11 protein-coding genes are annotated in these 13,691 nt (G+C 58.2%); 4 read left to right on the top strand and 7 right to left on the bottom strand.

The annotated features are described in order from the left end of the window. Positions 1–43: 43 nt before the first annotated feature. Positions 44–1,084, top strand: coding sequence for an EscU/YscU/HrcU family type III secretion system export apparatus switch protein (locus AC0L3L_RS20855; protein ID WP_473638962.1), 1,041 nt, complete (start codon positions 44–46; stop codon positions 1,082–1,084). Positions 1,085–1,143: 59 nt separating this feature from the next. On the opposite strand, the gene AC0L3L_RS20860 is transcribed toward AC0L3L_RS20855, so the two are convergent. The 3 genes from AC0L3L_RS20860 to AC0L3L_RS20870 form a co-directional block, all read right to left on the bottom strand. Then, positions 1,144–2,487 (bottom strand): SGNH/GDSL hydrolase family protein, encoded by a 1,344-nt coding sequence (locus AC0L3L_RS20860; RefSeq protein WP_473638963.1) that lies wholly within the window; start codon positions 2,485–2,487, stop codon positions 1,144–1,146. Positions 2,488–2,635: 148 nt separating this feature from the next. Next, a complete protein-coding gene (locus AC0L3L_RS20865) occupies positions 2,636–2,914 on the bottom strand; it encodes a DCC1-like thiol-disulfide oxidoreductase family protein (protein WP_473484944.1) in 279 nt (92 codons plus the stop codon). After that, positions 2,901–4,622, bottom strand: a complete 1,722-nt coding sequence (locus tag AC0L3L_RS20870; protein WP_473638964.1) for a hypothetical protein — start codon at positions 4,620–4,622, stop codon at positions 2,901–2,903. The genes AC0L3L_RS20865 and AC0L3L_RS20870 overlap by 14 nt, the downstream gene beginning before the upstream one ends. A 482-nt stretch (positions 4,623–5,104) precedes the next feature. On the opposite strand from AC0L3L_RS20870, the gene AC0L3L_RS20875 reads away from it, so the two are divergent. Next, a complete protein-coding gene (locus tag AC0L3L_RS20875; RefSeq protein ID WP_473484940.1) occupies positions 5,105–5,485 on the top strand; it encodes a hypothetical protein in 381 nt (126 codons plus the stop codon). Between the two features lie 43 nt (positions 5,486–5,528). Beyond that, complete coding sequence (locus tag AC0L3L_RS20880; RefSeq protein ID WP_473638965.1) at positions 5,529–7,679, top strand: GDSL-type esterase/lipase family protein; 2,151 nt, start codon at positions 5,529–5,531, stop codon at positions 7,677–7,679. Positions 7,680–7,772: 93 nt separating this feature from the next. On the opposite strand, the gene AC0L3L_RS20885 is transcribed toward AC0L3L_RS20880, so the two are convergent. The 3 genes from AC0L3L_RS20885 to AC0L3L_RS20895 form a co-directional block, all read right to left on the bottom strand. Next, positions 7,773–8,744 (bottom strand): Vgb family protein, encoded by a 972-nt coding sequence (locus AC0L3L_RS20885; RefSeq protein ID WP_473638966.1) that lies wholly within the window; start codon positions 8,742–8,744, stop codon positions 7,773–7,775. Positions 8,745–8,996: 252 nt separating this feature from the next. Next, positions 8,997–9,290 carry a hypothetical protein gene (locus tag AC0L3L_RS20890; RefSeq protein ID WP_473638967.1) on the bottom strand — a complete coding sequence of 98 codons (294 nt, stop codon included), beginning with the start codon at positions 9,288–9,290 and terminating at the stop codon, positions 8,997–8,999. A gap of 310 nt (positions 9,291–9,600) precedes the next feature. After that, positions 9,601–10,323 carry a Crp/Fnr family transcriptional regulator gene (locus AC0L3L_RS20895; protein ID WP_473638968.1) on the bottom strand — a complete coding sequence of 241 codons (723 nt, stop codon included), beginning with the start codon at positions 10,321–10,323 and terminating at the stop codon, positions 9,601–9,603. A 392-nt stretch (positions 10,324–10,715) separates the two neighbouring features. On the opposite strand from AC0L3L_RS20895, the gene AC0L3L_RS20900 reads away from it, so the two are divergent. Next, positions 10,716–12,083: an exopolysaccharide biosynthesis polyprenyl glycosylphosphotransferase gene (locus AC0L3L_RS20900; protein WP_473638969.1), complete on the top strand. Its 1,368-nt coding sequence runs from the start codon at positions 10,716–10,718 to the stop codon at positions 12,081–12,083. 369 nt (positions 12,084–12,452) lie between these two features. Here AC0L3L_RS20900 and AC0L3L_RS20905 read toward each other — a convergent pair whose 3' ends face one another. Further along, the gene (locus tag AC0L3L_RS20905; RefSeq protein WP_473638970.1) at positions 12,453–13,604 is read right to left on the bottom strand and encodes a glycosyltransferase; all 1,152 of its coding nucleotides are present in this window, start codon (positions 13,602–13,604) and stop codon (positions 12,453–12,455) included. Positions 13,605–13,691 lie beyond the last annotated feature (87 nt).

Here is a 13,691-nt window from a genome sequence, read left to right on the forward strand (position 1 = left end):
GCCTTGGCCGACTGGAACCACAACAGTGCGATAAAATTGCAACATGGCCGAAGAAGCTGAGGAAAAGAAACTACCGGCGTCCGACAAGAAGCTTCGCGACGCTCGCCGGAAAGGCCAGGTTTCGCAAAGCCACGACCTGAGCTCCGGCTTCACGCTTTTCGCAGCGCTTGGCTATCTTTATTTTGCCTGGCCAACGCTCGTCGAGCACCTTTCGGAACTCGTGCAGACCGTGACCGCCCCCGGCGATTCGTTCGGCGAATTCAGCCAGCGGGCCATCCGCCATTCGTTGTCATTGCTGATGCTTGCCACTTTGCCGCTCGTCGGAATCGTTGTCGTTCTCGCCGTGGCCTTCGGCATGCTGGGGACGTTCGGGCCGGTCTTCTCGTTTGAGCCGCTCAAGCCGCAATTCGATCACATAAACCCGGCCAAGGGCCTTCAGAAGATCCTGTCGCTGCGCAACGTCATCGAGTTCACCAAAGGCCTGGCCAAGGTGGTATTGCTGGCCAGCCTCTTCGCATTCATTTTGATCGCGTGGCTGCAGCCGCTCTTCGATGCTCCAGGATGCGCTCCGTCATGCCTGGAGCCGATCATCAAGGCGGTGCTGACACCACTTGGAATTGCCGCCGCCCTGGCCTTTGTCGTCATCGGCGTGATCGATGTTCCCCTTCAGCGCTGGCTGTTCCTGCGCGACATGCGCATGACGACAACTGAATACAAGCGCGAACACAAGGACCTCGAAGGCGACCCGTTGATTCGGCATGAACAGCAGCGACAGCGGCGTGAGACTGTGATGCAACCTGCGAAGCTGGGCGTGAAAAACGCGGTCATCGTCTTCGTGGCTGGCGACCGCGCAGTGGCGTTGCGTTACGTCAAGGGTGAAACGCCGGTGCCGACGGTCGTCGGCAAGGGCCAGGGCCGAGCGGCCGACGAGATGATGGCTCAAGCACGCCAGGCAGGTATTCCCGTGGTCGAGGATGCGGCCGTCGCCAGCCCACTCTTCGAAAATACGAACACCGGAGCTTACATCGGTCAGGAAATGTTCTCACCGGTCGTACGCCATCTTGTCCGGCTCGGGCTCACTTGAGGCATGCTCGAACCGACCTTGCCGCAATGCCTAAGCAGGGCGGCAAGGTCAGCAGCGACCTATTTGGCTGGACCCAAAAGGACGTCGAGATCGACCGCGTCCGCCATCGCCTTGTATCCAGCGTCGTTGGGATGGAGGTTATCGCCGCAGTCGTAGCCGTCGCGCAGGTATCCAGGCTTGGCCGGGTCTTCCATCACCTTGTCGAAGTCGATCACGCCATCGAAGCCACCGCCGGTGCGGATCCATTCGTACACAGCGACGCGTATCTTTTCCTTCTCGGGTGTGTAGTAACCCTCGGTAGGAAGCCCTTTGAAGGTGTCGGCGAAAGGAGTCAACGTCGCGCCGACAATGCGTACGCCATGGGCATGCGCGCGGTCGATGAGCTGTTTGTATCCGGTGATAATCTCTTCGGCGGTCGGTTGCTTATCGTCCGGCGTAATTGCATTTTCGCCGGGCCAGCCGATATCGTTGATGCCCATCATTACGACGACGGTCGAGACTTTGGGATGGCTCAGGATATCAGAATCGAAACGTGCCAGAGCATTGACACCCATACCGTCGGTCAACACCCGATTGCCCGAAAAAGCTTCGTTAACCACCGCGACCTTGCGGTTGGCCTCCTGCAATCGCCTGGCGATATGGTCTGGCCAGCGATTGTTGGCGTCGGGAGTCGAGCAATTTCCATCCGTGATGGAATCCCCGAAAAACACGATCGCCTGCGATTCCGGTGCGGCGTCAACCCATATATCGCTCAGAAAAAGGCGCGATTTGAGCGTGCTGTCAGCCTTGAACGCTGCGTCGTTTGTGAAATTGCCCGGGCCGGAGATGTAGGCGGTTTGCACACCGTCCCAATGCACCGACGAGAGCGCCGTCTTCTTCGGCAGGAAGATGCTGACCGAGATTTCGGAAAGCGCTTCTGCCGGGAGGGCGACGGGGTCGCTGAGGATCGGGGCTCCCGGCGGAACGACCACAGAACTCTTGCCGCCCCAGGTGATGGGCTTCAGCGTCGCCTGATCGACGTCGCCGTCCTTGCCTGCTATTCCCACGCTGCCGGCGCCGATAGTCAGCGGCTTGTCGCCGAAAGCATTCGATAGGACGACCCGGACGCTATTGCCGCCAACGCTGATGCGGGCAACTTGGCGGACGGTCTGATTCTCCAATACCTCCGGCACTCCGAAAGGCGCAGGAAGATCATCCGACCAGCGCGGAGCCGGTGTGGCAGCCCAAGTGGTGATCCAGGCTCCCGTTTCGGTGCCTTGTGCCGAAAAACCTGCGATCGCTGAACCGGCCGCCACAGCCGCACATATCAGGATAGTCTGACGCAGACGCCGTTTCCTTCCTGCTGCGGCAGAAAGCGCCGATGAAACCTTACCTGCAAAATTAAAACACCTATCGAGCCGCATTTTTATCTCCTCCTCGAGACATGCTGGTAATGCCGCCGCCCACCCTTATTATTATGACGGGCTGTACAGGGAAAGAAATTGAACTTCCGTTGCGATCTTGGACCAGCGTCAGGAGCAAGGATTGCGAGAGTGGAAACTGGGTGCTGCCTTATAGTCGGAACTCGCGCACTAAACGTCCGCTGTTGGCTCTGTGCTCGTCGCCGCCGACCGATTCAAACGGCAAGGTTGCACGCATCTCGGCCATGCCGTCGTCGAGATCAAAACGGTCGCGCGCCTCCAGAGCCTTTGGATCACTGGACCGGGCATCGATCAGTCGAACATGTCCGAAGGCCTGACGAAGCCTGACCATCTTGACGTACTGGCTGCAGAACGGGCATTCGCCGTCATAAACGATCGCGACGCCCTCTCCGGATTCACTGGCGGACATCGATTCTGGGCCCCAGTGTCTGGGTCATGAGCCGCCGCATAACCTTGCCGTCTGCGACATCCAGGCAGACGGTTTCGACCAGGTATCGATACGCCACGATGTCGCGAGGCTCCAGCGCCTCAAAAGCGCGGTGCAGGAACGGCATGGAATAATGATGGTGTGGATAGAAGTTGTAACTGACCGCAACAGTCGAGTTCGCCAAGTTCGCGGCGCGATTGTGCTGCCCAAGAATAAACGGCGCCGGGCGGGTCGCATCGTAGTCAGGCGGCGTGATTGGCAGTTCGACTGGATAGGCACACTCTTTGGTAAGCTTCATGACCTCATAGTTGGACGAGGCAACGTCCGACGACTTTGGCTGCACCTGCCTGATCCCGATCTGGCCCCAAGCTGAGGTCGGAACGTGGCCGGATTCACGACGATATTCCTGATAGCCGAAGTGACGGCCATAGAGCAGATAGGAGGCGTCGCGGAAAAAGCTCGGTGCGACCCGCACCCAGTCACCTTCCTTCGTCAGCGCCTCGAAATGTGCTTGCCGGATTTGCCTTGAATCGTACCAGCCGAGCCGCGCGTTATAAAAGACCGCGTGGCCGAATATCGTGACAACAATCCCGGTTACGACGGCAATTGTTGAAAACGAATTTTCCTTCATTCTCGTCAGGGCCGCGACGATCAGACTGTTCAAGATGATCCAGTGCAGAAAAAGAGCGCCGCTCAGAAGGAAGATCCCGATATGCATGAGATCGAAGAACGCGGTCAGGCCGATGAGCCATCGCCGGCGCAAAAACGCGAGAAAGCATAGAAGCTGCGCAGCAAGGATAACGACATTCATCGGAATCTGGACCGCCCTGACTGCTTCATAAGCATGAGCGAGCAAGGATTCGGAAAAGCCCAACGGGGCCGCGCCTAACCCGTACCCGGCCAGCATTATAGAACTGGTCGGGTTCTCCAGGACCCAGCTCATCGGCCCTCCGTCAAGCGTGACCTTGGCCATCCCGGACATGAAGTAGTTGCCAAAATGGGCGCCGATCCCGGCAAGCAGCAATATGCCGGCAGCTTGGGCCGCGAACTCCCTGGTTCCGAGTTCGTTAAGGCTGGGCAGGTTCCTGGTGAAGAGCTTCAGCCGGCTCAAACTCTGCAGCAGGCCAAGGGCCAACAGGCCACAGGCCAGGAAGAGACCGACCTCAATCAAGGGCGCATAGTCGTTGCGGCCCAGTTCCGCTGCACCGGAAACTGCCCGTGTGACATCCTTGTGAAAGGCGAAATAGACCATCGGGAAAATGGCAAAGGATGGCCGCAGGATCGAAAAAACGGCCGCCGCTAGCGCGATCAGGCGAGAATAGATGAGTACATTGCCCAACGCGTCGGCACGAGCTGCGTCGGCAATGCCGAGTTCGTCTCCAAGCCCGAAGCTGAAGAGACCCAGCGTTATCGCCAGGCCAACGACGATAATTCGCGCAGCCCGCGCCTCGGCGGGATAGCGCACGAATGCAAAAAGGCAGCAAAGTAGAGCCAACCCGATGGCGCTTACCGTGGCGAGGGCAGGATCGTGCCACGCCACGCGGGATGCCGCGTTCTCGTACAACAGGATCGGAACGAGCCCGCACAGGAACGGGAAAAAAAGAAAGGCTGCAAGGACATAACGCTCAACGGGTGAACGCTCGATGCCGACTGACGGCCAACGCCGGGCGCTGCCCGCTCCGATGCTCATACCATGCTTCTCCCGTCTTCCGGAATTTTCGCCTCACCTATTCGGTTTCGGTGCTCACCTTTCCGGTGACGGGATGAGCCCTCACGCGGCCGCACATTGCGGTCGGGATATTGCTGCACTGCAACAGGACGCTACTACAACCTAAACGCACAGGCAACGACGAAAGTTCAAGATGCCGCCTGGCTCAATGCGCGCGCGCAATTGCACCAATTGTCGATAAATGCCCGCGTTAAATCGCCGATCTGTCGCAATTTAGTATAATAACAGCAACAGCGATCGCCCAGCCCTCGTCACCATGCCCGGTGTCGAGCCAGGGTATTGGAGGCTCAAAAAAATGTTGCATAACTACCCAAAGTAGTGGCAAATATTATGTTGCAGTGCCTAAGAGTGCGATGCAACATTGAATTTGTCTCGCTGACCTGCAGGAAACCGATCGCATCGGCGTCAGGTGCAGGTATCAGTGGCTGCAGAGGCCATAAACAATGGTACTCGATATCCGAGGCAAACAGGTCGGCGACGAGCACTATGATATCGTCGTGATCGGCGCTGGCTTCGATTCAGCGTTTTTCCTGCAGCAACTCGTCAGACGGAGGAAAGCTCGCGTTCCCGTCCTCGAATGGGGGCGCCACAACACGCATGATTGTCAGCTCGAACGCGGCGTAAACAGCAATATCCGAGACGAGGACACCTACTCCGGCAGACCGTGGAATTACACGATCGGCCTGAAAGGCGGAACCAACTGCGGGTTCGGGCAGATGCCGCCGTTCCATACTAACGATTTCAGGCTGAAAGGCCTCTGCGGCATCGGTCTCGACTGGCCGATCAGCTGTGACGATCTCGAGCCTTTCTGCTGCGCGGCCTAGGCGGTGATGCCCGCGAGAAGCTTTGCCAGGTGGAGAAAACACTATGACGGTGTTCTATGATAGCAGCCGTCCAGACGCTTTCGCCGGCGGTGCCGGTTCGGACGCAGTCACTTACGGCGCTTCGTCCCGTGGAGTCATCGCCGATTTGGCTTCCGGTCATGCTTACAAGTTGCTGTCGATACTGCCGCTGGGCGATTCCATTACATATGGAGTGATCGCGAGCTCTTCCGATACCGAAAGCGGCGGATATCGGAAGTTTATGCTGGAACAGTTGGGCGCACTCAATGTGAAGATCGACTTCGTCGGTTCCTCGTCCAACGGCCCCGCCACCATGGGCGATCGGGATCACGAAGGCCATCGCAACTGGACGCTCAATCAACTGAACGGCATCGACAACGATGTTGTGGCAGCTACGAAACCCGACGCCGTGCTGCTGATCGCCGGAACAAATGACAGCTCGACCGATAGCGTGCCAACGATGCTGCAGGATCTGCGCACCCTTTTGCTCAGCCTGACCTCCAGCGATCCCGCTTTAACCGTCTTCGTCGGATCCTTGCCTCCCGTTCGCGTCGGCCAACAGTCACAAGCGCGTGCAGACCGTGTCGATGCGTATAACGATGCAATGCCCGGCCTGATCTCTGAACTGGCCGCCCAAGGGCATAAGGTCATCTTTGTCGACATGCGTGATCTGACGCCGGATGACATCACAGCACCGCCGCTTGACAGCGGACTGCATCCGACTGCCGATGGCTATGCGAAAATCGCCGCGCACTGGATAGATGCCCTGGAGGAACACTTCAGGCTGGACGGGACCGGCATCGGAAGAGACCGCGATACCTTCACCGGCATTGAAAATCTTACAGGGTCTTCCTTTGCCGACCAACTCGGCGGAAACGAGGGAGCCAACGTGCTGGATGGGCTGGCGGGCGATGATTTGCTGGAGGGCCGCGGCGGCTCCGACCAGCTCATCGGCGGGGTCGGCGCCGACACGCTTGTCGGCGGCGCGGGTGATGACGTCTACTATGTCGACAACGCCAGTGACAAAACCATCGAGGCGACCAATGGCGGCATTGACGAGACGCACGCCTATCTAAACTGGACCCTGGCCGACAACATCGAAAACCTCTTCCTGAGGTCGGCTGCCAATCTGGCGGGAAAAGGCAACGGGCTCGCCAACACCATGGTGGGCAACGGCGCAGCGAACACGCTCGAAGGCCTCGGCGGCGCAGATCGGCTGGACGGCCGGGGCGGGTCGGACCGGCTCGTCGGTGGTCTTGGCACCGATATCCTCACCGGTGGAACGGGAAACGACAGCTTCGTCTTCGCCGCCGGCCATGGCCACGACACCGTCACCGACTTCGACCTTTCCGGCGATGATCTCCTGGAGATTTCAGGATACCAAAACTACAGCGAGCTCCGGCAGGTCGGGAGCGACACGCTGGTCGTCTTCTCCGACAGTGACACTGTTCTCCTGAAAGGCGTAACCGGCGCCTCCTTGAGCAGTTCGGATTTCGTCTGGATCGATCCACTCGATGAGCCGCCGCCGGGGTCAATCGTAGGGGACGACGGCAACAATACGCTTACCGGCGGCTCCGGTGCGGACGTCATTTATGGAATGGACGGCAGCGACATCTTGAACGGAAAAGCGGGCGCCGACACGCATGTCGGCGGCGCGGGTGATGACGTCTACTATGTCGACAACGCCAGTGACAAAACCATCGAAGAGACCAATGGCGGCATTGACGAGACGCACGCCTATCTAAACTGGACCCTGGCCGACAACATCGAAAACCTCTTCCTGAGGTCGGCTGCCAATCTGGCGGGAAAAGGCAACGGGCTCGCCAACACCATGGTGGGCAACGGCGCAGCGAACACGCTCGAAGGCCTCGGCGGCGCAGATCGGCTGGACGGCCGGGGCGGGTCGGACCGGCTCGTCGGTGGTCTTGGCACCGATATCCTCACCGGTGGAACGGGAAACGACAGCTTCGTCTTCGCCGCCGGCCATGGCCACGACACCATCACCGACTTCGACCTTTCTGGCGATGATCTCCTGGAGATTTCAGGATACCAAAACTACAGCGAACTCCGGCAGGTCGGGAGCGACACGCTGGTCGTCTTCTCCGCCAGTGACATGCTTTCACTAAACGGTGTCCTCGTTGCAAGTATCTCGAACAGCGATTTTCTCTTCGTGTAGAGCGGCATCTCCCTACGCGATGTCAAAAGACAGTCGCTGACGTGCGGTCTCTTCGCGCAATTGCCCTTCGTCGTTGCCTTGACCTCTTTTGCTTTATTTGCCCGTTTCGGTCTCGATTACGACAAGGCGGTCGGTACCGGACTCCGCGCCCCATACCTCGCCGGAGCGCCCGTTGAGCTGACGCACGTTGGCGTTGTCGCGGTCGGACGGGAAGCTCGCGAAGGTCTGCGTTTCCGGGTCGAAGCGGACGATGGCGTTAGCGCTGAAATCGGTGAGCCAGACCTTGTCGTTTTCATCGACATAGACGGCATAGGCCTGGGGCTCGTCTCCGGGCAGCTTCCAGCTGCGCCAATCATTCGCTGCCGGATCGAAGACGCTAACCTGGCCGGCATTCCATTCGCTGACCCAGATGCGGCCTTTGGAATCCGACCAGACGCGGCGGGCGCCCTGAGCCGCGGTCGGCGGGTCGATCGGGGAAGCCTCGCCGGTCGAAAGATCGATCCGGGCGATGTGGCTGCCGGCGAGCGAGGCGTAATAGACCTCGCCGGACGGTGTGGTCGTGATCCCGTAGGGGCCGCGACCACGCGGCGCGTTCCAAACTTCGACCATGCCGCTCGCCGGATCGAGCCTGCCGTAAATGCCCTCCTGCCCAGTGAACCACAGCCTCCCGTCCTTGTCGAAGGAACCGGTATTGAGGTTCGCGTAGCCGTGCCCTTCGGGGAGCGGAAAGGCCTTCACCGCTTCCGTCTCAGGATCGACGCGCACGATGGCGTTGAGGCCGCCGTCGGTCACCCAGGCGGCGCCGTCAGGACCAACGATCACCCCGTGCGGCGCCGAGCCGTCGCCAAGGGTGATGTGCTTGACCGCGCCTGTATCAGGATCGAGCCGCCCAAGCGCGCCTTGTCCCTGGGCGGTGTACCATACGGACCCATCCGGCGCCGGAGCGACATCGTGCGGGCCGGCGCCCTCCGGAACGGGATAATAGCGGACCTCCTCCGGGGCGGCACGCGAGGCCACCGAGCAGAGCAGCGCGGCGAACAGCGCCGACGCAATCGTACGAAACATGGCGAACTCCTCACATCGCGAGTTTCAATTTGCACAGCGAGCGGTCCACGTATCCTTTTCGCGCCACTGCGGCGGCCGAGCCGCAGATGCCGAGCTCGCCGTGCCGCTTGCTGATCAAAGTCAGGAGCTAGCGTAGCCCCTGCCCTCGCCTAGGCCTGCAAGCCCAGAATCGTCGATAGGCGGTAGCATCGTGGGAAAACGTGTATGCGACGACGGATCGCGGCCAAAGCCAGACTTGGCGTGCGGAAGCCGTCAGCTTTGCCGCAAAAGTGCACGCGCCAACTCTTGCCATTCCTCATCAAGCGTCAAGGTCGACGGCGCGGCGTCGCAGCGACGATACCAATATTCCGCATTCGATTGATCGCCTTCCTTGCGATGCAGGTAGGCATGCACGCGCATACCCGTCGTATCGTCGCGCACCTGTGCGCGCTCGTGCGCCTTATCCCAATCGCCCTTCGCATCCCACCACAGCGCCTGCAGGGCAGGACTCAAGCCGGCGGGCGGCTGTGATTTCGCAATCGAATCTCTGAAGGCTTGCAGATCCATTTTCCACCGACGTGATGTACATGGGCGGCCGATAATAGTCCCGGATTCCCCAACAGCAAAGTCGCACCGAGCACAGCTATGAGGCGGTGCCCTGGTGCGTGCCATCGTCCAATCTCGGGCGACAGTCGACGCAGTCTGCACGGCAGTGAGCGGTGTCTCGTTACCGACGAAGGCGCACATGTCCGGTGCGGCGACCTACGACGCCGACGTAACTGACTTTACCGAGCGATCCGAGCACGATCGGCACCACTTCCGGTTCATTATCTTCCCGGAGGAAGGCGTGGAGATGCCCGAGCACACGGGAAAGGCATCATTGAACGATCAAACGCGAGTAGCCAAGAGCAACAGACTCTAATGCGGTGCGATTGAGAATCGTCAGCGAGCCGTGGTCGTATTGGGTCAGATACCGCCGTTCCCATTCTCTCAGGCAACGATTCACTTTCGCTCGAGACGCCGGGATCATTGCCGCGAGGTCGGTCTGCGAAATGTGGATGCTCAGAGCTCCATTCACGGTAGCCGTGCTGTGCGGGGTCTCAGTCAATCGCAAGAGCGTGCTCGCCAATCGAATGGATAGGGCATTCGACGCACTGTGGATCACTCGCTCTTGCGCGTCGTGCGTTGCTTGGCATAAGTACGGGATCACCTTCAGTGCGAGATCTGGGTGCTTGTCGAAGACACTAGCCATGAAAGCTGCTTCGATTTGGAGCAAGTCGCTGTCCACGACTGACGCAGCGTTCATGTTACTGTGTCGCGCGATGAACAATCTAGTCAAGTCGAAAGTGTCACCGGGACCAAGATCGGAAAAGATGAATTCTCGGCCATCTGAGAGGGGAACACTAAGTCGAACTTTTCCGTGAATTATGTAGTAAATATAACGCGGTATGTCCCCAAGGTGAGTTAAGACTTTATTCTTTGGAACCCTCCTTAGGATGGCTGCTTTCGCCATTTCACTAAGAGTATCTTGCCCAAATTGCCGAAATAAGCGTATTTTGTTCAGCTGTTTGACCCGAACCTCAGCGCCATTTTCTGCCATGGCTCCCTCTCCCTCCCTGATAGGGTAAGCGCCCCAGCCCCCTAAAGCATTGCCTTGACCACCTCGTTGAACGAGTCCGACCTCCAGTCCGTTCTCGCGCAAACGCGTTAAGGCAGAAAATATTAGCACATTAGGATACGATAAAATAGCGACTCGTCTGTGCCCGGGGTAACAGCGACATGTCTCTGAGACATTTAAATCAAATCTAACCGACTGGAAGCCGTTGGGATAACCCCTCCTTATGGGATGGCGTGTGCCATGACCCAAAGAAGGAGAAGGGATGCAACAGGATTCGGGGGGTCGTCTCTATGCGGCATGCACCAACCGAGGCGTCGCGTGCGCTCTGGAAGCGGAGCGTAGAGCCGCTACGGCTTCCCGTGGGAGCAGTTTGCGTGTTTCTCGCAACTGCTGATTTCCTCCTTGGACAGACAATACTTCTTGCGTCAATTGAGCTCTACCATAGGGCCTTCGGCGTGAGGCCGCCAGATATCTGGGATTCGATCTGCCTAAGTGTTACCGCCGGCCTTTTGCTGGTCGCATTCATGACCGCCAGGGGCGCCTACACGGTTAGTGGCATCCTGGACGATCACTGCAGGATCAAAACACTCTTCAGCGGCTGGCTGTTTGTTTTCTTTTCAATTCTCTGGCTCGCCTTTCTCACGAAGACTACGTCGACGTTCTCGCGCGGCTCCTTGACGCTGGCGTTTGCGGTCGGATTCCCAATCCTGCTGCCTGGCCACGCGGTTCTAGCGCGTGGGCTGAAACGGCTTCTGGCGGCTGAGAAACTCGTGTTGCGCACAGTTTATCTGTTTTACTCTGGCGTTCCTGGAAAGGAACAGGGGATAATCAACAAGCTTGGGCAACAGGGCATCGCGGTTTGTGGTGTTTCGAACATCGAGAACGATGATGGCACGATCGCAGCACGATCGGTGCATGCCGCCGCCGCAGCTGCACAGGCTGCGTTCCGTAATGGCTCGTATGGGGCAGTTTATCTCTTTTGCTCTTGGGACCAGCGGAAGTTGATCGAACGCATCCTGGAGGAAATGTCCCGCCTCCCGCTGCCGATCTATCTTTTCGCCGACGCCTACATAGATAGAATTCTGGCTGGATGCCCGCTGCACACCGGCTGGCAGCGGGCCTTCGAAGTCCAACGTGTGCCGTTGAGGCCTGCCGAACGCCTGCTCAAGCGGTTGTTCGACATTGCCGTTGCATCCCTGCTCCTGCTGTTCCTGTGTCCGTTGATGGCCTTGGCCGCATGCGCCATAGCGCTCGAGAACGGTCGCCCTGTGCTGTTCCGGCAGATGCGACGAGGTTTTGGTGGTAAGCCGTTCAATATTTACAAATTCCGATCGATGACGGTGCAGGAGAACGGTACACAAATTCGCCAGGCTCAGCGTAATGATGCGCGGGTTACCCGACTTGGCCGAATATTGCGCCGGTCAAACATCGACGAGCTGCCGCAATTATTCAACGTGCTTCGGGGGGAGATGTCCCTGGTTGGGCCCCGACCTCACGCCGTCGCTCATGACGATACCTATAGTGTGATCATTGCGAGCTATGCTTATCGCCATCATGTAAAACCCGGTTTGACAGGCTGGGCTCAGATCAATGGCTTTCGAGGGGAAACGAAGGAGCTCTGGAGGATGGAAAAACGCGTTGAGCATGACCTCTGGTATATAAAATCCTGGAGCATGCTTCTCGATCTTAAGATAATTTGGAAAACTGCTTTATTGGTGTTTTCGGATCGCAATGTCTATTGATGTATAGCAGCTTCTCAGGAAGCTAAATGGATATATGTAGTCCATCTTCCGACCGATTGACCGGATAATTTTGATTCTGATGCTTCTGGCGATCCCGCCGCCAGCGAGTACATCGAGCCTCACAATCGGGTTCGCGCCCGTTCAGTCGCCGGACAGTGGCGCATCTCGCAGGCTAAATTAGCTCAAATGCGAAAATCAACGCGACGCGGGGAGATGGTCGGAGCAACATGACGGAACCTCAGCAAAAAGCCGGGGGCAGTCGGATCTTGCCACACAACGGTTCAGGACGGACCACGGGCTCATTGCGGCGAACGGAAAGCAGGCTTGCTTGACGGCTCAGCCGCCTTCAACAAGAGAAATTGTGCAGTCCTATAAACTTCCGCTCGACGGCATCCGGCTCTTGATTTCCGCTAGAATTTTGGTTGCGCGTGCGATGCGGCTGTGCCTGGCCAGAAAGTCTGCCTTCGCCTGCTGACCAATCTGATCCCGAAGCGCGTTGTTTTCGCGCAGGCGCTGAAGAGCTTTGACCCAGTCGGACGGGTTGTCTGGCGACACCAGAACGCTGTTGACGCTATCCCTCAAAACTTCTCGTATAACTGACAGGTCGGAGGACACTATGGGTTTGCCATGCGCCATGTATTCGAAAAGCTTGAGCGGCGACATTCCCTCGGCGATATTTCGACCGCCGCCCTGGCCCTCTACATTTCTAAGATAGGGCGCGAGTACAACGTCCATTTCGGCCAAGTAGGCAGATGTCGCGGCGTGAGGAACGTAGCCATGAAACACTGTGTTCGGGCATTTGGCCAGCTTCGATGTCCAATACTCTATATCGCCTGGTGTTCCCCCGACGATGTGAAATGTCGCCCAGCCGCATCGAGGCGCAATAGCGCTTATTATCTCCATGCCTTTTCCCTTATACAGATGTCCAACATAACCAACCTTGAACATGCCGCTGAGGCTGCATGGCTCGACATTCGGCGAAACAGGATCCGCGCCATTGGGCGCGATGAGAAATTTTCCCGCGTGTTGAGGAAAGAGGCGGATGCTGTCGTCTCGCAGACGTTGCGACGTGACGACCAGCATACGGAATGCCTCTAGGCCTATCACTTTGGCAAGGCGCTGACGCTGGCGTCTGCTCAAACTGCCAATCGGGTCGTGAAGCTCAAAAACGGTCGTGAACCCGAAAAGTCCGGCAGAAACAAGCGCTACAGTAGCCGAGCGTGTAAAGACGACATGCGGCCGCAGCCAGAGCGCAGCAAGCAGCGCCAACACAGCAAAAAGAAGCTCCCGGCCGGGCACAGGCCAAAAGGGTACAGAGAGAACGCGGAATGGGAACTCGGTACCGAATCCGTACTCGCGCGCGATCTTCTCATAATGATCCCGTGTATTCATGGAGGCGCGTGGAAGCGCTAGTAGGACCTCCGCTCCGGCAACCCGAAATGCATGGCACATCTTTGCGACTTGTACCGCATTGGCGGCCGGCGCCGGGACGTGCGCAGAATGTATATAGAGAAGCCGCATCCACAAAGCCTATCTTTAACGCGTCGCGGCTGTCTGGTTCTTCGCCTCTGAGCCGCAAGTTCGGAGATCACAGACGCACCCAAGTCG

This window comes from Mesorhizobium sp. WSM4849, assembly GCF_055811385.1.

Excerpts from the sequence above, each read along its gene's own strand:
- AC0L3L_RS20855 (WP_473638962.1), top strand. The coding sequence starts at position 44 with ATGGCCGAAGAAGCTGAGGAAAAGAAACTACCGGCGTCCGACAAGAAG.
- AC0L3L_RS20860 (WP_473638963.1), bottom strand. The coding sequence starts at position 2,487 with ATGCGGCTCGATAGGTGTTTTAATTTTGCAGGTAAGGTTTCATCGGCG.
- AC0L3L_RS20865 (WP_473484944.1), bottom strand. The coding sequence starts at position 2,914 with ATGTCCGCCAGTGAATCCGGAGAGGGCGTCGCGATCGTTTATGACGGC.
- AC0L3L_RS20870 (WP_473638964.1), bottom strand. The coding sequence starts at position 4,622 with ATGAGCATCGGAGCGGGCAGCGCCCGGCGTTGGCCGTCAGTCGGCATC.
- AC0L3L_RS20875 (WP_473484940.1), top strand. The coding sequence starts at position 5,105 with ATGGTACTCGATATCCGAGGCAAACAGGTCGGCGACGAGCACTATGAT.
- AC0L3L_RS20880 (WP_473638965.1), top strand. The coding sequence starts at position 5,529 with ATGACGGTGTTCTATGATAGCAGCCGTCCAGACGCTTTCGCCGGCGGT.
- AC0L3L_RS20885 (WP_473638966.1), bottom strand. The coding sequence starts at position 8,744 with ATGTTTCGTACGATTGCGTCGGCGCTGTTCGCCGCGCTGCTCTGCTCG.
- AC0L3L_RS20890 (WP_473638967.1), bottom strand. The coding sequence starts at position 9,290 with ATGGATCTGCAAGCCTTCAGAGATTCGATTGCGAAATCACAGCCGCCC.
- AC0L3L_RS20895 (WP_473638968.1), bottom strand. The coding sequence starts at position 10,323 with ATGGCAGAAAATGGCGCTGAGGTTCGGGTCAAACAGCTGAACAAAATA.
- AC0L3L_RS20905 (WP_473638970.1), bottom strand. The coding sequence starts at position 13,604 with ATGCGGCTTCTCTATATACATTCTGCGCACGTCCCGGCGCCGGCCGCC.